Source organism: Erythrobacter dokdonensis DSW-74 (genome assembly GCF_001677335.1).
Lineage (GTDB): Bacteria > Pseudomonadota > Alphaproteobacteria > Sphingomonadales > Sphingomonadaceae > Erythrobacter > Erythrobacter dokdonensis.
On sequence record NZ_LZYB01000003.1, the window covers coordinates 175,409 to 197,545 of the forward strand.

Annotated in this window: 19 protein-coding genes; 13 read left to right on the forward strand and 6 right to left on the reverse strand. The window is 64.9% G+C overall.

Annotation, left to right across the window (positions count from 1 at the left end; translation table 11 throughout):
* Positions 1–107: 107 nt before the first annotated feature.
* The 8 genes from I603_RS07300 to I603_RS07335 all read left to right on the forward strand — a co-directional run bounded on the left by I603_RS07300 (position 108) and on the right by I603_RS07335 (position 11,028).
* Positions 108–1,346: a polyhydroxyalkanoate depolymerase gene (locus I603_RS07300; protein WP_068863616.1), complete on the forward strand. Its 1,239-nt coding sequence runs from the start codon at positions 108–110 to the stop codon at positions 1,344–1,346.
* 203 nt (positions 1,347–1,549) lie between these two features.
* A complete protein-coding gene (locus tag I603_RS07305; RefSeq protein WP_086621912.1) occupies positions 1,550–3,136 on the forward strand; it encodes an NAD(P)/FAD-dependent oxidoreductase in 1,587 nt (528 codons plus the stop codon).
* A 21-nt stretch (positions 3,137–3,157) separates the two neighbouring features.
* Positions 3,158–3,586: a GtrA family protein gene (locus tag I603_RS07310; protein ID WP_068864120.1), complete on the forward strand. Its 429-nt coding sequence runs from the start codon at positions 3,158–3,160 to the stop codon at positions 3,584–3,586.
* Positions 3,583–5,385 (forward strand): hypothetical protein, encoded by a 1,803-nt coding sequence (locus I603_RS07315; RefSeq protein ID WP_068863620.1) that lies wholly within the window; start codon positions 3,583–3,585, stop codon positions 5,383–5,385. Before I603_RS07310 ends, I603_RS07315 begins: the two co-directional genes overlap by 4 nt.
* Before the next feature lie 108 nt (positions 5,386–5,493).
* A complete protein-coding gene (adh, locus tag I603_RS07320) occupies positions 5,494–7,014 on the forward strand; it encodes an aldehyde dehydrogenase (protein WP_068863622.1) in 1,521 nt (506 codons plus the stop codon).
* Positions 7,015–7,138: 124 nt separating this feature from the next.
* Positions 7,139–7,552, forward strand: coding sequence for a DUF779 domain-containing protein (locus tag I603_RS07325; RefSeq protein WP_068863624.1), 414 nt, complete (start codon positions 7,139–7,141; stop codon positions 7,550–7,552).
* Between the two features lie 141 nt (positions 7,553–7,693).
* Positions 7,694–8,809, forward strand: coding sequence for an FIST N-terminal domain-containing protein (locus tag I603_RS07330; RefSeq protein ID WP_068863626.1), 1,116 nt, complete (start codon positions 7,694–7,696; stop codon positions 8,807–8,809).
* Entirely contained in the window at positions 8,809–11,028 is a 2,220-nt protein-coding gene (locus I603_RS07335; RefSeq protein WP_068863627.1) for a hybrid sensor histidine kinase/response regulator, read from the forward strand. Before I603_RS07330 ends, I603_RS07335 begins: the two co-directional genes overlap by 1 nt.
* On the opposite strand, the gene I603_RS07340 is transcribed toward I603_RS07335, so the two are convergent.
* The 4 genes from I603_RS07340 to pedF form a co-directional block, all read right to left on the reverse strand.
* Positions 11,025–11,675, reverse strand: a complete 651-nt coding sequence (locus I603_RS07340; RefSeq protein WP_084439959.1) for a response regulator — start codon at positions 11,673–11,675, stop codon at positions 11,025–11,027. The two genes, I603_RS07335 and I603_RS07340, sit on opposite strands and share 4 nt — an antisense overlap.
* 84 nt (positions 11,676–11,759) lie before the next feature.
* On the reverse strand, positions 11,760–13,502 hold the full coding sequence (locus I603_RS07345; protein WP_068863629.1) for a methanol/ethanol family PQQ-dependent dehydrogenase: 1,743 nt from the start codon (positions 13,500–13,502) through the stop codon (positions 11,760–11,762).
* Positions 13,503–13,642: 140 nt separating this feature from the next.
* A complete protein-coding gene (locus tag I603_RS07350) occupies positions 13,643–14,515 on the reverse strand; it encodes a substrate-binding periplasmic protein (protein WP_068863631.1) in 873 nt (290 codons plus the stop codon).
* Positions 14,516–14,517: 2 nt separating this feature from the next.
* Positions 14,518–14,952: a cytochrome c-550 PedF gene (gene pedF / locus I603_RS07355; protein ID WP_068863633.1), complete on the reverse strand. Its 435-nt coding sequence runs from the start codon at positions 14,950–14,952 to the stop codon at positions 14,518–14,520.
* A 148-nt stretch (positions 14,953–15,100) separates the two neighbouring features.
* Here pedF and I603_RS07360 point away from each other — a divergent pair, with 148 nt between their 5' ends.
* From I603_RS07360 to I603_RS14800, 3 genes are all read left to right on the forward strand, one after another.
* Positions 15,101–16,066 (forward strand): PQQ-dependent catabolism-associated beta-propeller protein, encoded by a 966-nt coding sequence (locus tag I603_RS07360; protein ID WP_086621908.1) that lies wholly within the window; start codon positions 15,101–15,103, stop codon positions 16,064–16,066.
* Positions 16,067–16,278: 212 nt separating this feature from the next.
* A complete protein-coding gene (locus I603_RS07365) occupies positions 16,279–18,645 on the forward strand; it encodes a TonB-dependent receptor (RefSeq protein ID WP_084439960.1) in 2,367 nt (788 codons plus the stop codon).
* 96 nt (positions 18,646–18,741) lie between these two features.
* Positions 18,742–19,326: a c-type cytochrome gene (locus I603_RS14800; protein WP_068863636.1), complete on the forward strand. Its 585-nt coding sequence runs from the start codon at positions 18,742–18,744 to the stop codon at positions 19,324–19,326.
* Positions 19,327–19,380: 54 nt separating this feature from the next.
* Here the strand turns inward: I603_RS14800 and I603_RS07375 are convergent, their stop codons facing one another.
* Both I603_RS07375 and I603_RS07380 read right to left on the reverse strand, forming a co-directional pair.
* A complete protein-coding gene (locus I603_RS07375; protein ID WP_068863638.1) occupies positions 19,381–19,674 on the reverse strand; it encodes an EthD family reductase in 294 nt (97 codons plus the stop codon).
* Between the two features lies 1 nt (position 19,675).
* Complete coding sequence (locus tag I603_RS07380) at positions 19,676–20,281, reverse strand: rhodanese-like domain-containing protein (RefSeq protein ID WP_068863640.1); 606 nt, start codon at positions 20,279–20,281, stop codon at positions 19,676–19,678.
* A gap of 67 nt (positions 20,282–20,348) precedes the next feature.
* On the opposite strand from I603_RS07380, the gene I603_RS07385 reads away from it, so the two are divergent.
* Positions 20,349–21,143, forward strand: a complete 795-nt coding sequence (locus I603_RS07385) for a quinoprotein dehydrogenase-associated SoxYZ-like carrier (RefSeq protein ID WP_068863642.1) — start codon at positions 20,349–20,351, stop codon at positions 21,141–21,143.
* Positions 21,140–22,081 carry a quinoprotein relay system zinc metallohydrolase 1 gene (locus I603_RS07390; protein WP_068863644.1) on the forward strand — a complete coding sequence of 314 codons (942 nt, stop codon included), beginning with the start codon at positions 21,140–21,142 and terminating at the stop codon, positions 22,079–22,081. The genes I603_RS07385 and I603_RS07390 overlap by 4 nt, the downstream gene beginning before the upstream one ends.
* The last annotated feature ends 56 nt before the right edge of the window (positions 22,082–22,137 follow it).

The window sequence follows — 22,137 nt, forward strand, 5'->3', positions numbered from 1 at the left end:
ACTGTCGCAACATTGTGCATTGCACAAGGGAGCGCGAAGGCCCATTTGTGCTCTCCAGGCGCCCGGGAGAGAGGCGCCATCGATGTTCGTCGCACAGGGGCTCTTGAATGCTTTACCATGCCTACGAAATCCAGCGCAGCTGGATGAACAGCGCCAGCACGCTGGCCTCGATCAGCGCGGGGATGTTGTCCAGCCCGGCCAGTCCGCTGTCCTATCTCGGCATTGGCCCGATGGCCGCGAGCGCCCTTGACGTTTTCGCCCACGCGACCGCGCATTACGGCAAGCCCGAATTCGGCATCGACAGCGTCGAAATCGACGGCACGGCCCATGAGGTGGTGCAATCTACCGTGCTCAAGCGTCCCTTCGGCGATCTCCTGCGCTTTCGGGTTGAAGGCGCACCTGCTGACCGTCCGCGCCTGCTGATCGTCGCCCCGATGAGCGGCCACTACGCCACGCTGCTGCGCGGCACGGTGGAGCGGATGCTCGAATCGGCCGAGGTCTTCATTACCGACTGGGCCGATGCCAAGATGGTGCCCCAGTCCGCGGGCAAGTTCGATCTCGACGACTATATCGACTACCTGATGGAATTCGCCGAGCACGTGCACGGTGAAGCAGGCGGTGCGCGCATTCACATGATGGCGGTGTGCCAGCCCAGCGTCCCGGCCTTTGCCGCGACCGCGCTGCTCAATCTCCACAAATCGCCCGCCACGCCTGCCACGCTGACCATGATGGGCGGGCCGATCGATACCCGCGAATGTCCCACGGTCGTCAACAACATGGCGATGCAGCGTCCGATCGAGTGGTTCCGCCAGAGCGTGATCGCCACCGTTCCGATGAAATATCCCGGCAGCGGGCGGCGGGTCTATCCCGGCTTCATGCAGCTTTCGGCCTTCATGAGCATGAACCTGTCGAGCCACATGATGAGCCATTACGAGATGTTCAAGCACCTCACCATCGGCGACGAGGCGAGCGCGCAGGCGACCAAGACATTCTACGACGAATACCGCGCCGTGTGCGACATGACCGCCGAATTCTATCTCCAGACGGTGGAGGAAGTGTTCCAGAAGCACTCGATCCCCAAGGGCGAGTTCCGCCACAAGAGCGAAATCGTCGATCTCACCGCGATCACCGACACCGCGCTGCTGGCAATCGAGGGCGAGCGGGACGATATCTCCGGCCTCGGCCAGACCCGCGCGGCGCTGAAGCTCACCCCGAACCTGCCCGAAGCGAAGAAGCGCTACTACATGGCCGAGGGCGCGGGCCACTACGGCATCTTCAACGGCAGCCGCTGGCGCACAAAGGTTGCTCCGCAAGTCGAGGAATGGATTGCCGCCCACGCCAGTTGAGGTTGTGCGGCCTAAGGATTTTTCCTTAGACCGCCCCGTCCGGTTTACTTTTCGCTAACCATTTTCGTTCATTCCCGAACCCGCCAAGCACAAGGGCCGCAGGGACACTCCCGGGCGCCTGTTGCCAACTGGGGGCTGGAATGACTTCAATGGATTACGGAACGCCGCGCAATGCTTTCTCGTCGTCGCACACGACCGGTGCGATGGAGGTCGACGTGGTAATCGTTGGGGCCGGACCGGCGGGACTGACCGCCGGCTACCAGTTGACCAAGGCGGGTAAGACTGTCGCCATCATCGAACAGGACCCCACCTATGTCGGCGGCATCAGCCGCACGGTCGAGCACGAAGGCTACCGGTTCGACATCGGCGGTCACCGGTTCTTCTCCAAGTCGCAGGCAGTGGTCGATCTGTGGAACGAGATCCTGCCCGACGACTTCATCCAGCGCCCGCGCATGAGCCGCATCTATTACGAGGGCAAGTTCTACTCCTACCCGTTGCGCGCCTTCGAAGCGCTGTCGAACCTGGGTGTCCTGCGCTCCACCGCCTGCATGGCGAGCTACCTGTGGCGCCGCGCGTTCCCGATCAAGGACGTGCGCAGTTTCGAGGACTGGACCACCAACCAGTTCGGCGAGAAGCTCTATTCGATCTTCTTCAAGACCTATACCGAGAAGGTGTGGGGGATGCCCTGCAACGAGATGAGCGCCGACTGGGCCGCCCAGCGCATCAAGGGGCTTTCGCTGATGGGCGCGGTGGTCGACGGGCTCAAGCGCAGCCTCGGCCTCAACAAGCGTCCCAATGACGGGCAGGCGGTCAAGACCCTGCTCGAAACCTTCCGCTATCCGCGCCTCGGGCCCGGCATGATGTGGGATGCGGCGCGCGACAAGATCATTGCCTCGGGCAAGGGCGTGGTGCTGATGGGACACAGCCTCGACCGGCTGGCGAGCGACGGGCAGGGCGGCTGGTCGATGACCGCCAACGGACCCGACGGAAAAATCCAGATCCGTGCTGCCCACGCGATCAGTTCCGCGCCGATGCGCGAGCTGGCCAAGCGCATCCACCCGCTCCCCGCGACCACGCTGGAGGCGAGCAAGCTGCGCTACCGCGACTTCCTGACCGTCGCGCTGATGATCGACAGCGAGGACCTGTTCCCCGACAATTGGATCTACATCCACGACAGCAAGGTGAAGGTCGGGCGGGTGCAGAACTTCCGTTCGTGGTCGCCCGAGATGGTGCCCGATCCCAAGGTCGCCTGCGTCGGCCTCGAATATTTCTGCTTCGAAGGCGACGGGCTGTGGTCCGCCCCCGATGATGAACTCGTCGAACTGGCCAAGCGCGAGATGGAAATCCTCGGCCTGGTCGATCCGAAGAAGGTAATCGGCGGCGCGGTGGTGCGGCAGGAAAAGGCCTATCCCGTCTATGACGAGGACTATGCCGCCAATGTCGCCGCCATGCGCCACGAGCTGGAGGAACGCTTCCCCACGCTCCACCTCGTCGGCCGCAACGGGATGCACCGCTACAACAACCAGGACCATGCGATGATGACCGCGATGCTCACGGCCGAGAACATCCTCGCCGGCAAGCGGCTCTATGATACGTGGTGCGTCAACGAGGATGCCGAATATCACGAGGCTGGCGACGAAGGCGCCGAGACCGGTCTGCCGGCCCGCGAGGCCGCCGAAACCCGCCCTCTCACCGATGACCAGGTCGCCGCACTGACATCCTTGCGCGGCGTGCCCGAGCGGTTGTCCACCGAAGTCGAGCAGGACCGCCAGCAGCGCAAATCTGCCTGATAGCGGACGATGGAGCATGCCATGATCCGTCCGCTTTCCCGGCTGGCCCTGCGCCTCGCGGATATCCGTTTCCTGCGCTATCTCGCGGCCAGTGTCGGTGCGCTTGCGGTTGATGTCAGTGTATTCTTCGCCTGTCTTGCCCTGGGTGTGGCTGCAGGCCCGGCCTCGGCGCTGGGCTATTCACTGGGCGTGGTTGCACATTGGCTGATGTCGAGCCGTGCCGTGTTTCATCAAGGCGTCGCGGCCCAGGGACGCGAACGCACGATGCAGAAGGTGCTGTTCGTGGTATCGGCGCTGGCCGGGCTGGCGCTGACCACCCTGATCGTCACGCTGGCCGACCGCGCCGGGATCGATCCGCGTCTTGCCAAGTTGCCCGCGATCATTGCCAGCTTCGCGCTGACCTACATCCTGCGTGCCATGGTCGTGTTCAGGGAAAACACCGGATCATGATTCCACGCCGAGCGGACATCGGCCTGGTGCAGCGCCCGTTTCCTGCCATCGTTCTGGTCTGGCTGGGCGTGTCCACCATCATTGCGCTTGCGTCACCGCATCTGGCCGCCGCGCGCTTTCCCGATGTCGACGACACCATGCGGCTGCTTCAGGTGCGCGACCTTCTGGCCGGGCAGGACTGGTTCGATCTGCGCCAGTACCGCATCAATCCGCCCGAGGGTACCCTGATGCACTGGTCGCGGCTTGTTGATGCGCCGCTGGCGGGGCTGATCTGGCTGCTCTCGCATGTGCTTCCTGCTGCCCGCGCGGAGTTCCTTGTCGCTTTCGCGGCACCCCTGCTGCTGATGCTGATGACCATGCTCGCGGTCGGTCGCATCGCGCTCCAACGCTTCGGGCTGCGGGTCACGCTGCTCGCCATCGGCGCCTTTGCGCTGATGCCGATGGTGCCAGCGCAGTTCCAGCCGCTCAGGATCGATCATCACGGCTGGCAGATCCTGATGGTCGCGCTCGCCCTTTGGGCGGTGTTTCAGTCGCATGCCGTGCGTGGTGGTACCATCGCCGGTCTCGCCATGGCGGCCGGGCTTGTTATCTCGCTTGAAACGGTCGTCATGGCGGCTGGTTTTGCGCTGCTGTTCACCTGGCGCTGGCTTGCCGATCCGGCGGCGCGGGTGTGGCTGGTGCGCTATCTGCAGGCGCTGGCGGGCGGTCTTGCGGCATTTTTTGCACTGACCCGCGGCGTGGCCGATCTTGCCGCGCATTGCGACGCGATCGCTCCGGCGCATCTGGGCTTGTTCGGTACCATCGCGGTCGGTGTAAGCGTGCTGGGACTGGCGTCACCGGCGTCGCGCCTGATGGTGCTGGGCGGTCTGGCGGCAAGCGGGCTTGCCGGTATTGCCGTGCTGGGTGCGACTGCGCCCGCGTGTCTCGCATCGCCCTTTGCTGGCCTTGACCCGCTGGTCCGCGACCTGTGGTACCTGCGGGTCACCGAGGGAATGCCGGTGTGGCAGCAGCCGATTGGCGAAGCTTTTTCAGCTGTTGTTCAATGTCTGGTTGCGCTCGGTGTCGCGATTGTCTGTGCTGCACGCGGGGATGAGGGGTTGCGCGACTGGTGGCGCGAATATGCGCTCGTGCTGGCCGTTGCGATCCTTGGCGGTTTGGCGACCTGGCGGTCGATCGCCTTTGCCGGAATCATGTGCACCATTCCCCTGGCGGTGCTGGCGGCGCGCGTTATCGATCTTTGGCAAGGATCCGCCCGCCTGCCTGCCCGCCTTGCAGCGGCCATCGCAATCTATCTGGTGTTTCTGCCTGCGCCTGCGGCTCTTGCGCTTGACGGACTTTTGCATCGTACGGGCGCGATCAATGAGCCAGAGATCTTTCCATCGACCTGCGAAATTCACAACACCATGAGGCATATCGACCGATTGCCCGCCGGTATCGTGTTCGCGCCGCTGGATATCGGTCCTCCGCTGCTGCTCGACACGCACCACAGCATTATCGGCTCCGGCCATCACCGCTCCGCATCGGGGATGCGTGATGTGATCGCGGCCTTCACAGGCAATCAGGCGACGGCACACCAACAGATTACGGCTCACCGCGCGGATTATGTGGTCGTGTGCACGGATGTGGTCGAGTTTACCAATTACCGGGCGGCCGGTGGTCCGGACAGTTTTGCAAACGCGCTTGTGGAGGGGCCATTGCCCGACTGGCTGGAGCCGGTCGATCTCCCCCTGCCAGACGCTTTGCGGGTCTGGAAGGTCGTCAGGCCATCATCCGGGCAGGCAGGGCCGCAGCCCCGTTAGCAAACCTGCCGATCCGCCACGGCGTATCAGCCTAAGGTACAATTGGCGCTTTCCTCTTCCCGGCGCACATTCCTCCCATGACCACCGTGTGGCGAGAGGAGATGCACCATGCTTGAGCAAGCACTGAGCCAGTTCGAAGGCAAGTCCCTGATCAAGGGCAAGTACGACAACTTTATCGGCGGCCAGTGGGTCGCGCCGGTCAAGTGCCAGTATTTCGACAATATTTCGCCGGTCAATGGCAAGCGCGTGTGCCAGGTGGCGCGCGGCAGTGCCGAGGACATCGAGCTTGCGCTCGACGCCGCGCACAAGGCGCGCGCTGCATGGGGCCGGACCTCGACCACCGAGCGGTCGAACATCCTCAACCGCATCGCCCAGCGCATCGAGGACAATCTCGATCTGCTCGCGCTGGTGGAGACGATCGACAACGGCAAGCCGATCCGCGAAACCACCGCAGCCGACCTGCCCCTGGCGGTCGATCACTTCCGCTACTTCGCGGGCGCCTTGCGAGCGCAGGAAGGCGGCATCTCGGAGATCGACCACGACACCATCGCCTACCACTTCCACGAACCGCTGGGCGTGGTCGGACAGATCATCCCCTGGAACTTTCCGCTGCTGATGGCGGTGTGGAAGCTCGCCCCGGCGCTGGCCGCGGGCAACTGCGTGGTATTGAAGCCCGCCGAACAGACCCCGATGAGCATCATGGTGCTGATGGAGGTCATCGGCGACCTGCTGCCGGAAGGCGTGGTCAACGTGGTCAACGGCTTCGGCATCGAGGCGGGCAAGCCGCTCGCCACCAGCCCGCGGATCGCCAAGATCGCCTTCACCGGGGAAACCACCACCGGCCGCCTCATCATGCAATATGCGTCCGAGAACCTCATTCCCTGCACGCTCGAACTGGGCGGCAAGAGCCCCAATATCTTCTTCGCCGACGTGATGCGCGAGGATGACGACTATCTCGACAAGGCATTGGAAGGCTTCGCCATGTTCGCGCTCAATCAGGGCGAGGTCTGCACTTGCCCGAGCCGCGCGCTGATCCACGAATCGATCTATGACCGGTTCATGGAAAAGGCGATTGCCCGGGTAAACGCGATCAAGCTGGGCAGCCCGCTCGATGCCGCGACCATGATCGGCGCGCAGGCCTCGAACGACCAGCTCGAGAAGATCCTCAGCTACATCGAGATCGGCAAGGGTGAAGGCGCGAAGGTGCTGACCGGCGGTGGCCGCCACATCCATGAAGGCGAACTGGCCGAGGGGTACTACGTCAAGCCGACCGTCCTCGAAGGGCACAACAAGATGCGCATCTTCCAGGAGGAGATCTTCGGCCCGGTGCTGTCGGTCACTACCTTCAAGGACAATGACGAGGCGCTCAGCATCGCCAACGACACGCTCTACGGCCTCGGCGCCGGGGTGTGGAGCCGCGATGCCAACACCTGTTATCGCTTCGGCCGGGCGATCGAAGCGGGCCGGGTGTGGACCAATTGCTACCATGCCTACCCTGCTCATGCGGCCTTCGGCGGCTACAAGCAGTCCGGCATCGGGCGCGAGAACCACAAGATGATGCTGGAACACTACCAGCAGACCAAGAACCTGCTCGTCAGCTACAGCCCCAAGGCGCTGGGCTTCTTCTGAGCCGGAAAGTCCGGATCGCCCGTTTTACGCTCAACCTCTCCCCAGCGTGCGGGCTCCGGCAACCCAGCGGGGCGGGCGGCATATGTGTCTCCCGCCCCGATTTGTCCCAGGGAGAGCTTGTGACATGTCATCCGAAAACGTTCCGCCAAGGATCCTTGCGACGCCTGCAGCGCAGGAATGGATTGCGCGATTGGCAGCCCTGCACGGTCCGTTGATGTTCCACCAGTCGGGCGGATGCTGCGATGGCTCGGCGCCGATGTGCTTCGTTCGCGGGGAGTTCCGAGTGGGCGCGCAGGACGTGCTGCTTGGCCGGGTCGCGGGCGACACCCCGGTCTGGATCGGGGCGCGCCAGTTCGAATACTGGCGCCATACGCAGGTCATCATCGACGTCGTGCCGGGGCGCGGATCGGGCATGAGCCTCGAAGCGCCCGAAGGCGTGCGTTTCGTCACCCGCAGCCGGGTGTTCACCGATGCCGAGGCAGCGCTGCTGGAGGATGCCGGCGAGCCTGCGACCGGGGCAAGCGCGGAGGTGGGCTGAAGACCGCCGGGCAGGGCGAAAACGCTTGTGCGGAAGGGAAAACTCCAACATTATGACAACGGGAGGAAGGCCATGCCTTCCTGGGAGACTTGGGAGAGAAAATTGCACGCACCGCGCCCTTCGGCGGCTGGCGGTCTTGTCGTGGCAAGTTCGCACGCTGCCTGCGCCGAACAGGCGATTGCCGAAATCTCGCGCGCGATCGAGGGACGCGATCTCGCCGGGGGCATCATCTTCTGTTCAAGCCGCTACCCGCGCGAAGAACTGGCTGCGGCGATCGCCGGCCATCTTGGCGGCTTTCCCCTGGTCGGTTGCACCAGCGCCGGAGAGATTACCGCGCGCGGCTATGACACCGACAGCCTGCAATTCATGGGTTTCCCGAAAGGCAGCTTTACCTTCAGGGCGCTCCATGTGTCCGACATCGACGGCTTCGACCGGGAGGAGGCGCGGCGCCAGATCCGGCATCTCGCTGCCAATGCCCGGCAGGAATCCCGCGCTTTGGGAGAGGACGCCAGCCAGGTGGCACTGTTTCTCGTCGACGGCCTGTCCCACCGCGAGGAACTGCTTACGATGACGGTGCAGGACGCGTTGGGCGACATTCCGCTGATCGGCGGATCAAGCGGCGACGGACTGATCTTCAGCGAGACGGGCGTGCTGTGCGACGGCGCCTTCCGCAGCGGAACCGCAGTGATCGTGATGCTGACCAGCGCCCGCCCGTTGCATGTCTTTTCCGAATGCTACTATCGTCCAGGCGATGCCCGGATGGTGGTGACGCTGGCGGATCCGGAAAAGCGCATCGTCCATGAAATCAATGCCGCGCCTGCCGCCGAGGAATACCGCAGGCTTGCCGGTTCGCCCGGTGCGCTGCTGGATACTGCCTTTTTTGCAGCCCATCCGCCCATGGTTCGAACCGGCGGAGCCTATCATGTGCGCTCGATCCAGACCGCAAATCCTGATGGCAGCCTGACCTTCTACGGCGCGGTTGATCGCGGGATTGTGCTGGCGATCGGCGAGCCGGTTGACCGGATTGCCCAGATGGAGGCGTTCTTCGAACAATTGCGCAGCGAACTTGGTGAAATCGATCACGTGTTATGCTTCGATTGCGTGCTCAACCGGATCGATGCCGACTCCCGGCAACTGGTGCGGCCGGTTTCCGACATCTACGCCGCCAACCGGGTCAGAGGCTTCAACACCTATGGCGAGCAGTTCCGCGCCGCGCATCTCAACCAGACGCTGAGCGGGCTGGCGATCGGGCGCTGATGGCCAGCGTCCGGGATCCTGTGGCCGCTGTGTCCGACACCGATGAAATCGCCCGGCTGAAGGAACGCATCCGCAAGCTCGAGACGATCAATGCCGCGCTAATCGACCGGGTCGAGCGCGCCACCGACATGCAGGGCGGCGCTTTCTCGATGTTCGAGAATGCCATCACGCTCGAGGCCATGGTGCGCGACCGGACGGGCGAGCTGGAAGACGCGATGGGCAAGCTTGCCTCGATCAATGCCCAGATCGAGGCCGCCCATGCCGACGCCGATGCCGCCCGCGCGCGTCTGCGCGACGCCATCGAATCCTTGAGTGATGGTTTTGCCCTGTTCGACGCGGAAGACCGGCTGGTGATGTGCAATACCGCCTTCTTGCGCTTCTGGCCGGAATTCCGCGACATCGTCGACCGGCGGCCGAGCTTTGCCGAGATGGTCGAAGTGCTCGCCGGGAGCGGCAGCCCGATCGGTTCGCTCGTCTCGCCCGAGCGCTGGAAGCAGGAACGCCTTGCCCGTCACCGCAATGCCGGCGCGCATGTGCAATTGCTGGCCGACGGGCGGTGGCTCCAGATCAACGAGCTGCGCACCAGCGAGGGCGGGACGGTCGGGATCTATACCGATATCACCACCGTCAAGGCCGAGGATGCCCGTCAGCGCGCCCGCGAACTGGCCGAACGAAACCTCGCGTTGCAATCCACGCTCGATACCCTGTCGGAAGGCGCCTGCCTGTTCGGCGCCAATGGCCGTTTGCAGGCGTGGAACGACGAACTCGCCAACATGCTGGGCCTCGACCGCGACGTGCAGGCGCGGATCGGCACGCACGAGGCCTTTGTCCGGCACTGCATTGATCACCGTCGGCTTGACCGGCCGCAGGCGGTGGAATGGCGTCTGGGGCGCGGCCCGCGCATCAGCACCGAATGCATGCTCGGCAGCCGCAATTTCGTGATCCGGTCGGTAACGCTGGCAAGCGGCGGCATGGCTTTCGCTTTCGACGATGTGACCGATCGCATCCGCTTCCAGAAGTCGATGACCGAGGTTGCCGAGACGCTTGAACGGGCGGTCAGACAGCGGACCACCGAGCTGAGCGAGGCAAACCGCCAGCTCGCCGAGGCCAAGGACGAGGCCGAACTCGCCAACCTGTCCAAGACCCGCTTCCTCGCCGCTGCAAGCCATGACCTGCTGCAACCCCTGAACGCCGCGCGGCTGTTCGTGTCCGCGCTCGGGGAAAAGCGGCTCGCCACCAGCACCCGCGGGCTGGTTAGCCAGACGTCGGTCGCGCTCGATTCGGTCGAGGACCTGCTCGAGGCCCTGTTCGAGATCTCGCGCCTTGATGCGGGCGCGATCCAACCCGAGATCGGCGCGATCGATCTGGGACGTATTCTCTCGGCGTTGCGGATCGAGTTCGCTCCGCTGGCGCGCTCGCGGGGACTGGAATTCGAGGTCGCCGAAACCCCGCTGTTCGTGGCGAGCGATGCACAGATGCTGCGCCGCGTGCTGCAGAATCTTGTCTCCAACGCGCTGCGTTACACCGCGACCGGCGGGGTCAAGGTGGCCGCGCGCCGGGAGGGGGATGCCGTGGTGGTTTCGGTGACCGATACCGGCCCCGGCATTGCGCTGGCCGAGCAGAAGGTGGTGTTCGACGAGTTCCGCCGGCTTGATGCGACGCGGCGTATACCCGGACATGGACTGGGCCTTGCGATCGTGCGGCGCAGCTGCGCCAAGCTGGGCCATCGTGTAGAGCTGCTATCCGAGCCGGGACAGGGAGCGATCTTCTCGATCACCATGCGCGCGACCGAACCGGCGAGCCTTGCGCCCGAGCCTGCGGTCATGTCCGGCCGCCGGGCCGATTTGACCAGCGGCGCTATCCTGGTGATCGATAATGATCCGACGATCCTTGCCGGCATGCGTGCGCTGCTCGGGAATTGGGGGCACGAGGCGATCACCGCGGCAGGGCCCGACGAACCCCAAGTGCTGGCCGCGGCCCGCGCCGGCTTGTCGCTGATCCTGGCAGATTATCATCTCGAGGACGGGCTGACCGGCGATATCGCTGTCGCCCGCATCCGCGCCTTGCACTCCGGCAATCTGCCCGCCGCCATCGTTACCGCCGATCGCAGCGAGGAGGTGAAGGCAAAGCTCTCGGCGCTCGACCTGCCGATCCTCACCAAGCCGATCAAGCCTGCCCAGTTGCGCGCACTGCTCAGGCAGATCGCGACAAGCGCCTAGCCGTCAAATCCGATCTTGTTGGCAAGGATGACCGCTTGGGTGCGGCTGAAGACATTGAGCTTGCACAGGATCGCCGAGACATGCGCCTTGACCGTGGTCATCGAGATATCGAGCTCGTGGGCGATCTGCTTGTTGAGCCGGCCCGCGACCAGCCGCCCCAGCACCACGCGCTGCTGCGGCGTGAGGTTCTCGATCAGCTGGCGGATCGATTCTTCTTCTTCGGCGACGGCATCGGTCTGGAACTCCTGCGGTACGTAGATCTCGCCCGCGAGGATTTGCTGGATTGCATCAAGGATGGTCTCGCGGTCGAGCGTCTTGGGCAGGAACCCCGCCGCGCCTGCCGCCAGCGCATCACGGACGGTGACGCGGTCATAGGAGCCGGACACCATCACCACCGGAAGGCTGGGAAAATCGCCGCGCAGTTGTTCGAGCGCCGAAAAGCGGGTGGCGTCGGGGATGTTGAGATCGAGCAGCACGATGTCGATGTCCGGCTGCGCCTCAAGCTGGTCGAGCGCTTCTGAAAAGCTGCCCGCCTCGGCGATTTCGCAAGCCGGGAAGCTTGAGAGCAGCACCGCCCGCAACCCGTCACGAACCAGCCCGTGGTCATCGACGATCAGAACTCTCTCGAGCGGAAGCGCCTCGTTCATGACATGTGTCTATCGCAGCTTGTTGAAATGGCAACAGGCGGAACGGGGTGATCCTCGGCCCGCTCCGCCTGTCATTCATGAGCCTCAGCGGGGCAGCTTGAACACCCAGAGCGAGCCGCCCTGACTGATCTCCTTGAAGGTCTTTGCGACCTCTCCGCCCCACAGCGGCACCGCGCCGCCCCAGCCGGACATCACCGCGACATACTGCTCGCCATCCTGCTCCCAGGTGACGGGCGATCCGACCACGCCCGAGCCGGTCTGGAACTTCCACAGCTCCTTGCCGGTCCTTGCATCGAAGGCCTTGAGATAGCCTTCGGGCGTGCCGGTGAACACGAGATTGCCGCGGGTCGTCAGGACGCCGCCCCACAGAGGGGCCTTGTTCTTGTATTCCCACATGATCTTGCCAGTCTTCGGATCAATCGCCCGCAGTGCGCCGATGTGGTCCTCGGCGATCGGCTTGATGGTGAAGCCTGCACCCAGATATGCCGCGCCCTTCTTGTAGGCGATCGGCTCGTTCCAGATGTCCATGCCCCAGTCATTGGACGGCACGTAGAACATCTCGGTATCGGGCGAATAGGCCATCGGCATCCAGTTCTTGCCGCCCAGGAAGGACGGAGTGGCGAACACCGACTTGCCCTTTTCCGCATCCCCCGGCGCGCCGGGGCGGTTGTCCGGATTGAACACCGGCCGCCCGGTCTTGAGGTCGATCTTGCTCGCCCAGTTGGGCTGCATCACGAAGGGCGTGGCGTTGAGCAGCTTGCCGTTGGTGCGATCGAGGACGTAGAAAAAGCCGTTTCGATCGGCCTTGGCGCCCATCTTGCGCTTCTTGCCGTTGAAGGTGCCGTCGAAGGGGATGAATTCGTTCACCCCGTCGAAGTCCCAGCCATCATTGGGCGAGGTCTGGTAGTGCCACTTGATCACCCCGGTGTCGGCATCGATTGCCAGGGTCGAGGAGGTATAGAGGTTGTCGCCCGGACGCAGGTGGCTGTTCCATGGCGCCGGATTGCCGGTGCCGAAGAACACCATGTTGGTGCCCGGATCATAGGTGCCGCCGAGCCAGGTCGCCCCGCCGCCGGTCTTCCACATATCGCCCGGCCAGGTCGCGTTGGTCGTACCGGTAATGCCGTTGTCCTGCCCCCTGAGCGTGCCCATGTGGCCTTCGATCACCGGACGGTTCCAGATCAGCTCGCCGGTGTTCACGTCACGCGCGCTGACCGCGCCGACCACACCGAACTCGCCGCCCGAATTGCCGGTGATGACCATGTCCTTGACGATGATCGGCGCGGCGGTGGCCGAATAGCCCGCCTTGTAATCGCCGGTGACCTTGTTCCAGATCACCTTGCCGGTCTTGCGGTTCAAGGCCACGAGGCGCGCATCGAGCGTGGCGAAGATTACCTTGTCGCCGTGGATCGCCGCGCCGCGGTTGACCACGTCGCAGCAGGGCATGATCCCGTCGGGCAGGCGCGCGTTGTATTCCCACAGCTTCTCGCCGGTGCGGGCATCGAAGGCGAACATGCGCGAATAGGAACCGGTGACATAGATTACGCCGTCATAGACGATCGGCTGGGATTCCTGCCCGCGCTGCTTTTCCCCGCCCAGCGATGCGGCGAAGGCCGGTACCATCTTGGCGACGGTTTCGGTGTTGATCGCATCGAGCGGGCTGAAGCGCTGCTGCCACGGGCCCATGCCGTAGGTCAGGACATCGCTGGTGGATTCCGCGTCGCCCATCAGTTCATCCATGGTCGGACCTTCGGCCATCGCCGGAACCGTCAGTGCCAGGCCCGCCAGCGCGCAGGTGGCGACCAGAGTCTTGCGTATGCCTTTCATTCTTCCCTCCTCGATATTCATTTCTTGCCCGTCTGCTCGCTGCGAGCCGATGCGGGGCAGTCCCCCTTCAGGAAATCCCAGCCTTAACCGGGCTGGCGGTGGCAACAATTGAACCTTGGAACGAGGCGGGCGCGATCCTGTCAGCCGATCGAGCGCGTCGCCTCCGGTTGCTGCCAACTCACCCCGTGACCTTCAAAGATGGCCGCCATCCGGCCATCTGCGGTCATCTGCATGACGATGTCTTCCACTGCGAAGCCCAGCGAACGGCTGTCTTCCCTCACCGCCATGCCGATGTCCCATCCGCGCGAGGGGAGCATCGGCAGCGGGCTCTTGCGCAGCTTGGCCCGGCTATCCGGACGCCCTGCCATCGCCGCCTCGATCTGGGCGCGGGTCGCAACCGCCATTTCCACCTTGCCGTCATGCACTGCGGCGGCGGCATCATAGCCGGTCGGGAAATGCTCGACATCGCCGCGCAGGATCCCGCCGAACCCGCCTGTGAGATAGAAATCGGGGATCGAGTCCAGTTCCGCGCCGACCTTGCTGCCGACGAAGCGCTGGGGCGGCATGTCGCAGTCGCGGGTCTGGCTCGAGCAGACGGCGGTGAAGTCCTCGCGGTAATAGGGGGCGACCATCACTACCTGATCCTCGCGCGCGGCCAGCTGCATGTCGAACGGCACATGCAGCATCAGGTCGCAGCGGCGGAAACCCAGTAGACCGCCGCGCCAGACGACATTGCGCAGGTCGTCCGAGATTTCCTCGTCGGCCGGAAACAGCGCGATCTCCGGCCGGACGCCGAGCCCCTCGGCAATGGCAGTGGCAAGATCGGCGTCGATACCTTTCGGGCGTCCGCCCGCTTCCCATGACCAGGGCCGGTTGTCGGCGTAGAGGCCGACTCTTAGCACGCCCAGTTCCTTCACTCGCGCCAGTGGCGCGGCGCCGAGCGGCCCTGAGACAGCCAGCGTTCCCGCAGCGCCCAGCAGGCCGGCGATGAACCCCCTGCGCGTGTCCGACACGCTTATTCTTCCGTATATTTGGTTTCGAGGAAGGCGCGGATCGCCCAGCCGGCCTTCTGGCCCAGAACCTCGCCGAAGGGCGGCATGTACACCTTGCCGTCATGGCTCGAGCCGTTGCGATAGCGCTCCACGTACCATGAATCGCCCGAGGGTCCGAGTTCGAGATAGCGCAGGTCGGGGGCGATGCCGCCCGAAATGGCTTCGAGCCCGTGGCAGCGCGCGCAGTTCTGGTTGTAGGCCGAGGTGCCGATCTCGATCGCGCGGGCATTGCCGCTATAGGGATTTTCCTCGAGCCAGTCCTCGCCGATATCGGGAAGATCCGATGTGTCCACCGCCTGCGGCGTCACGTCGCCATGCGCCATGATCTGGGGGCCTGCGACCATCGCCAGGGTGGCGAAGGCAGCACCAAGCGCGATGCGGCCAGTCATGTTTCTCATCTCGAAATTCCCTTGTCCTCTTGGGTCGCACGCCCTGCGGCGCAATGACAATTTCTCCTGGCAACAGATTACGCGAGCCCCGGCGAATCCCCATTCGACTTTGGTACAATCTCGGACGACAGGGATATGGAGTTAGGGTAGGCCCATGATGATCCGCACTTTCCTGACGGTCGCCCTTGCGGCCTGCACTCTTGCCGCCCCTGCCGCCGCGCAGACCGCCTATATCAGCAACGAGCGCGGCTCGAGCGTGAGCGTGGTCGATCTTGCCAGCGGCGAGGTGATCGATACCTTCGCCGTCGGTCAGCGTCCGCGCGGCATCCTGCTGAGCAAGGACGGTAAATACATCTATGTCTGCGCGAGCCTCGACAACGCGGTGGAGATCCGCGACGCGAAGACCGGTGCGCTGGTTGCGGTGATGCCGGCGGGCAATGATCCCGAACAGTTCTTCCTGTCGGGCGATGGCAGGCTGCTGTTCGTCTCCAACGAGGACGACGCGGCGGCCACCGCGATCGACCTCGAAACCCGGCAGGTTGCCTGGCAGGTCGAGGTCGGCGAGGAGCCCGAGGGCATCGCCCAGAGTCCCGATGGAAAGTGGCTGCTGGTCGCCAGCGAGGAGGACAGCACGGTCAGCTGGATCGACCTCGCCACCCGCGAAACCGTGCTGGAAATGGAAACCGATGCGCGCCCGCGCCACATCGAGTTCACGCCCGACGGCAAGCGCGTGTGGATCGCCGCGGAAATGGGCCAGACAGTGCATGTCGTCGATGTCGTCTCCAGAGCGATCATCGAGACCATTCCTTTCGCGCCCCCCGGAGCACTGCCTTACAAGGTGCTGCCCTGCGGCATCCGCTTCACTCCGGACGGCAAGCTCGCGGTCATTGCGCTCGGCCGGGCCGACAGCATCGCTGTGGTCGATACACAGAGCCTTGCCGTGCTGCATTACATTCGGACCGGCGGTCGGCCGTGGCATCTTGCCATTAGTTCGGATGGCAAGCGCGCGGTGGTCGCCAATGGCACCAGCGACGATGTCGCGGTGGTCGATCTGGCAAAGGCCGAGGTGGTGGCGCGCATTCCCGTGGGCGAAGGGCCCTGGGGCGTGGTTCTGGCCGAATAGCCTGCCACTGCCCGCAAGCACGGCACCGGGCAACCGTGATGTAGCGCTTGCCGACCAGCCAGAGAGCGGAATTCGTCTCGGGTCGTGCGCATTGGACCAAAGCACAATCGATTTGCGCGCCAATCCGGCCAACTTTCTGACTGCAAGAAAAGGACTTGCCCGCAAGCTTCACCGCGACCGGAGCAGGACAGAACAATGATGGGCGGGAGAGAATGGTGACGGCGAAGCTCAGGGGCTTGATCGATCCGGGCGCAAGGCCTGTCGCTGTTCTTGCAGCGGGGATCGTATGTGCGGGTCCTGCGCTGGCGCAGCAGGCCGAACCGCCGCGGGTCGATGAGGCGGCAGCGACCATCATCGTGACCGCGCCGGGCGGGGAGGTCGATCTAGACGATGCCCTCGCGCTCGACCGGATCGATATTGCGATCGCAGGAACGCCCGACCTGCTCGCCGCGCTGACCCGCAATTTCGCAGGGGTGACCGCGCAGGATGCGCAGAACAACCCGTGGCAGCCCAATCTCGTCTATCGCGGCTATGTCGCCTCGCCGCTGGTCGGTCAGGCGCAGGGGCTTTCGGTCTATGTCGACGGGGCGCGGTTCAACCAGCCCTTCGGCGATACGGTCAATTTCGAGCTTATCCCCGATGCCGCGATCCGCAGCCTTACCCTGCGCGATGCTAGCCCGGTCTATGGCCTCAACGCGCTGGGCGGTGCGCTGGTGATCGAGACCGCCACCGGACGCACCGAACAGGGGGTCGCGGGTGCGGCGGCGATCGGTTCCTATGGCGAGCGCGATTTCAGCCTTTCGGCAGGCGATGCCAGCGGCGGTTTCAGCTGGTTCGGTGCGATCCAGTACCGCGAGGAGGACGGCTGGCGCGATTTCAGCCCCTCGGACCTCATCAACGGCTTCTTCGATCTGGGCTATGACGGCGAGCGTGGCGGCGTGCACGTCAAGTTCATCGGCGCCGACACGGATCTCACCGGCAATGGCGTGGCGCCGGTCGAACTGCTGCAAGCCCGGCGGCGCTCGGTCTTCACCTGGCCCGACAACCAGCGCAATTCCTATGGCCGTCTGAGCGTTCACCCCTGGGTCGCGATATCCGACCGCACGCGCTTCGAGGCGACGCTCTACCGCCAGCGCCGCAAGGCCTCGCTGCTCAACGGCGATGCCGCCGATATTGAGGAATGCGAGGGCGATCCCGCGTTCGAAGGTCTCCTGTGCCTCGAAAGGGTCGGGGACGACGGCGACGAGGAGCAGGCGCTGCTGATCGATTCGGGTGGCGACACCATCGACGACGTGCTCGATGGCGGCGACTACGGCGTGTTCAACCGCGGCGACATTGTCTCGCGCTCGGAGGGGTTCCTGGCGCAGATCGTCAGCGAGCAGGACTTCGGCGGGCGCACCAACCGGCTCGCTTTCGGGGCAAGCTATGATTCGAGCGAGAACGACTTCGTCGCCTCGACCGAGCTCGGCGAACTCACGGATGAGCGCAGCGTCGAAGGGCTGGGCACTTTCATCGACCAGCCGGACAATGCAATCGCACCGGTCAGCCTCAAGACCCGGGCGCGCTTCTGGAGCGTGTTTCTCGCCGACACCTTGCCGCTGACCGAGAGCCTCACCGCCGAGATCGGCCTGCGCTACAATACCGCGCGTGTCATCCTGGAAGACCAGATCGGCACCGCGCTTAACGGCGATCACAGCTTCGACCGACTCAATCCCGGGATCGAACTCGACTGGGCGGTTACACCCGCGATCAGCCTGCGTGCCGGCTATTCGGAATCGAACCGTGTCCCGACCGAGGCCGAGCTGTCCTGCGCGGACGAGAACGCGCCCTGCAGCCTCACCAATTTCTTCATCGCCGACCCGCCGCTCGAACAGGTGGTGGCCAAGAGCTTCGAACTGGGTGCATCGGGCCGGCACAAGCAAGGCGGCTGGAACATCGGCTGGCTGCTGTCGGGCTACCGCACGACCAATACCAACGACATCCAGTTCGTCGCCTCGAGCACGCGCGGGCGGGGCTTCTTCCGCAATATCGGCGAAACCCGGCGCCAGGGGGTCGAAGCGAGCCTCGAGGCGCGGCGCGGCGGGCTGAGGCTGGGCGCGAGCTATGCCTTTATCGATGCGACCTATCGCTTTCCGGTGGTGTTGAGCAGTCCGGCCAATCCCCAAGCCAATGACGACGGCGAGATCGCCGTGGCGCGCGGCGACCGCCTTACCGGTATTCCCAGGCATAGCGCCACGCTGACGGCGGACTATGCGGGCCGGATCGGCGTGCGCGGTTTCAGAATTGGCGGCGACATGATCGCCCGTTCGTCCCAGTTCCTGGTCGGCGACGAGGCCAACCAGAACCCGCAAGTGCCCGGCTACCTCCTGTTCAACCTGCGCGGGAGCGTGGAGGTGGTGAAGGGTGTGTCGTTGTTCGGGGAGGTGCGCAACCTGTTCGACCGGGAATTCGCCACCTTCGGCACCTTCAGCGAGGTTGACGAGGTCGACCTTGCCGAAGCACCCGATGCCTCCGATCCGCGGGCTTTCGGTCCCGGTGCTCCGCGTCGCCTGACCATCGGGATCGCAGCCAGCTTCTGACCCGTCCGTTTCGTCCGAAGGTGCAATGTCGCCGGGCGCGCAAACCTGTCACCTTCAGGTTCGACGCTAGATCGATGCATAAGAGGGAGGATACCCATGGCTCTGCGCAATATTGCTGTCGGCGGGCTTCTGGCGCTGGCCTTGACCGCCTGCTCGGGCGGTGAGACGGCTTCTGAAGAGGCTGCTACACCAGAGGCTCCGCCGGCCGAAGTGCTTGCCGGTGAGTCCACGCCAGCGGGCGAGGAAGCGGCTCTCGAAGCACCCGTTGCCGAGGAGGCACCGGAGGCCGAGCCGGAAAAGGTGGCCGAGACCGCAGTCGCACCGGAAAAACCTGCTCCGCCGCCTGCGCCAGCTCCGGAGGCCGAGGTGGTCAAGCTCGCCGCCGTCACGGCCCCGCCCGCCGCGTTCACCCGCTGCGCCGTGTGCCACACCACCGAAAAGGGCGGCGAGCACAAGCTCGGCCCGAATCTCTATGGCGTGTTCGGCAAGCCCGCCGCGCAAGGCAGCTTCGGCTTCTCGGCCGCGTTCAAGGAAGCGGGCCTCGTGCTGGACGAGGCGACGATGCACAAGTGGCTGGAAAACCCGCGTGCGCTGGTGCCTGGCAACCGGATGAGCTTTCCGGGCATCAAGGATGCCGCCAAGCGACAGGAAATCATCGACTACCTGAAGCAGCAGGGCTGAGGGTCGCAAGGTGCGGGCGCGGGCTGGAGCAATCAGGCCCGCGCCTCGCCTGCCTCAGGCGGTGCGATAGATGACCGGCCCGATGTCGGTGAACTTCGCGATGTCGGCCATGACCTCGGCGGTCCCCGGGGCCGTCATCGCGGCGTCGATTGCCGCGGCATCGCGGAACCGCAGCACCACCATCGCTGCATTGGACTGTTCCCCATCGGCCGGCCACAGGATTTCTGCTCCCGTCAGTCCGCATGGGCCCCATGCGGACTCCACCAGGGGGATATGCGTGTCCCGGTAATAGTCCGCATCGAACTGCGCCCCCTCTTGCCGAGGGTAGCTCACCACCAGATTGGCCATATCAGTCGTTCCTTTCCTGTTGTCGTGTAGCCGGTATCGCCACTGGCGTGGCAGCGACCAGCCCGCGTCCGGCGGCGTGCCAGCCGTCGGTTCCTTCGGCCAGCCAGTGGATATTGTCATGGCCGCGCTCGGCCAGGCGCCGGGCGGCATTCCAGCTCATCCAGCAATCCGAGCGGCAGAACAGGACGACCGGAAGCCGGGGCGCCTGGCGGCGGACTTCGGCGACCTTTGCCTCGAGCGCCTGCCACAGGGTTTCATCGACCGGCGCCCGGCCGGTTTCGGGATACCATAGCGCGCCCGGGATGGTCAGGTGTTCCCTGCTCAGTGTCCAGACACCCGTGACCGGATCGCGCACGCCGCCCTCGACCGGCATCACGTCCATGAACAGCGCCTCTTTGCCCGGTTCAAGCGCGAGCGCTGCAGCGAGTTCGATGACGGCGGCAGGGGCGGGATCGGCCTTGATCGGGTTGCGATAGCGGGAGGTGCGATAGCCCTGCGCATCGAACAGCGCGGGCCCGGCCGACGGCGGCTGCGGCTCTCCGGCGCTTGCGGCCGATATCAGCGCCAGCGTTGCCACGGCTCCCGCAATGATCGCCCTTCCGCGCATCCCGTCTCCCCTTGGTCCAAGGTACTATATGCCCCGCGCCGGACGGAGGAATACATTGGCCAATGGTATGATAGGCAGGATTCTCCCGTTCGCGATGCTGGCTGCTCCGGTGGCCGCTCTGGCGCAACCGCTCCCCGCAGATCCCCTGGGGTCGCCGATGTGGGACTATCATGCGCAAAAGCTCTTCGCGGGCGCGCCGGTGGTATTCGACGACAAGGTGCAGGTGCAACTGCCGATGCTGGCGGAAAACCAGCATGTCATGCCGGTCACGGTCGATGCGCGAGCGCTGGGCGAGGTGGTGCGGATCGTCATCTTCGCCGATCTCAACCCGATCCCTGTCGCGGTCGAATACACGCCGCTGGAGGCACAAGCCTTCGTTGCGACCCGCATCAAGCTCGACCAGCGTACGCCGGTCCGCGCCGCCGTGCTGACAGCGGACGGGGTGTGGCATGTCGCGGGCGACTGGGTCGATGCGGCGGGCGGGGGATGTTCGGCGCCGCCGCTCAGCCGGGTGCGCGGCGACTGGGCCGATCATCTCGGGGAGATGCGCGGCGCGGTCTGGAGCGGCGCGGATGTGACGCGCCTGCGGGTCGCCTTTCGGCACCCGATGGATACCGGACTGGTCGAAAACATCCCGGTCTACAATATCGAGCGGCTGACAGTTTCCGATGCGGCGGGCAAACTGCTTGCGCGGATGGCGATCCATGCATCCGTGAGCGAGGATCCTTCCTTTACCCTGATGCTTGTCCCGCAGGTCACAGGCGCGATCAGCGTTGCGGCGCGTGACACCGGGGGGCTGGAATTCGACGGCCAGATTGCGCCCGCCAGCGGCACCAGGATCGCCGCGGCGCTGCTCCGATGATCGCGCGCCGGGGGGTGCTGCTCGGCGCGCTGGCGCTGCCCTTTGCCGCGCGCGCACAGCAATTCGCCGGCACCTACGAACCGCAAGCGAGTGCGATCGGCGATGGCATCTGGATGGTGCGCGGTGCCGACGAGGCGATCGGTTTCGCCAATGGCGGTGCAATCGCCAACACCGTGATCATGGCCAGTGATGCGGGAGCAATCCTTGTCGATACCGGGCCCTCGCTCGCCTTCGGCAGGGCGCTCGAGGCGCTTGCGCGGCGGCTTACCGGCCAGCCGGTGGGGCGGATCTACATTACCCACCTCCACCCCGATCACAGCTTCGGCAATGGAGCCTTTTCCGGCACTCCAATTCATTCCCTGCCCGCCACGCGGGCCGAGCTCGAACGCGACGGCAGCGGCTTTGCCGATGCCATGTACCGCATGCTGGTCGGCTGGATGACGGGCACCGAGGTGGTGCTGCCGCTGGGTGACGTCACCGGCGGAGACACCATGTTCGGCGGCCGCTCGCTGCGCTTGCTCGCGCTTGACGGGCATAGCGAGGGCGATCTGGCCATACTCGATCATGCCTCAGGGACCCTGCTTGCCGGCGACCTTGTGTTTCACGACCGCGCGCCCGCCACGCCCCATGCGGATTTCGCACGATGGCAAGCGTCGCTAGAGCGGCTCGAGGCAGTCGGCCATCGCCAGCTGGTTCCGGGCCATGGACCGCTCGACACGTCGGGCAAAGCGATTGCGCAGACGCGCGATTGGCTCGGCTGGCTGGAGACCTCGCTGCGCCGTTCGGTCGCTAGCGGGCTCGACATGGCCGAGGCCGCCAACCTTCCCATACCGGACCGTTTCGCCGGGATCGCGGCGGCGCGGTATGAACTGACCCGCTCGGTCTCGCATTTCTATCCGCGCCTCGAAGCCGAACTGCTGCCGCGCGTCGACGGTTGAACCGGCTTTTCGCGCGTCTGGGCGCTTCGGTCTCAGACCAAAGTCTCAGAGCCCAA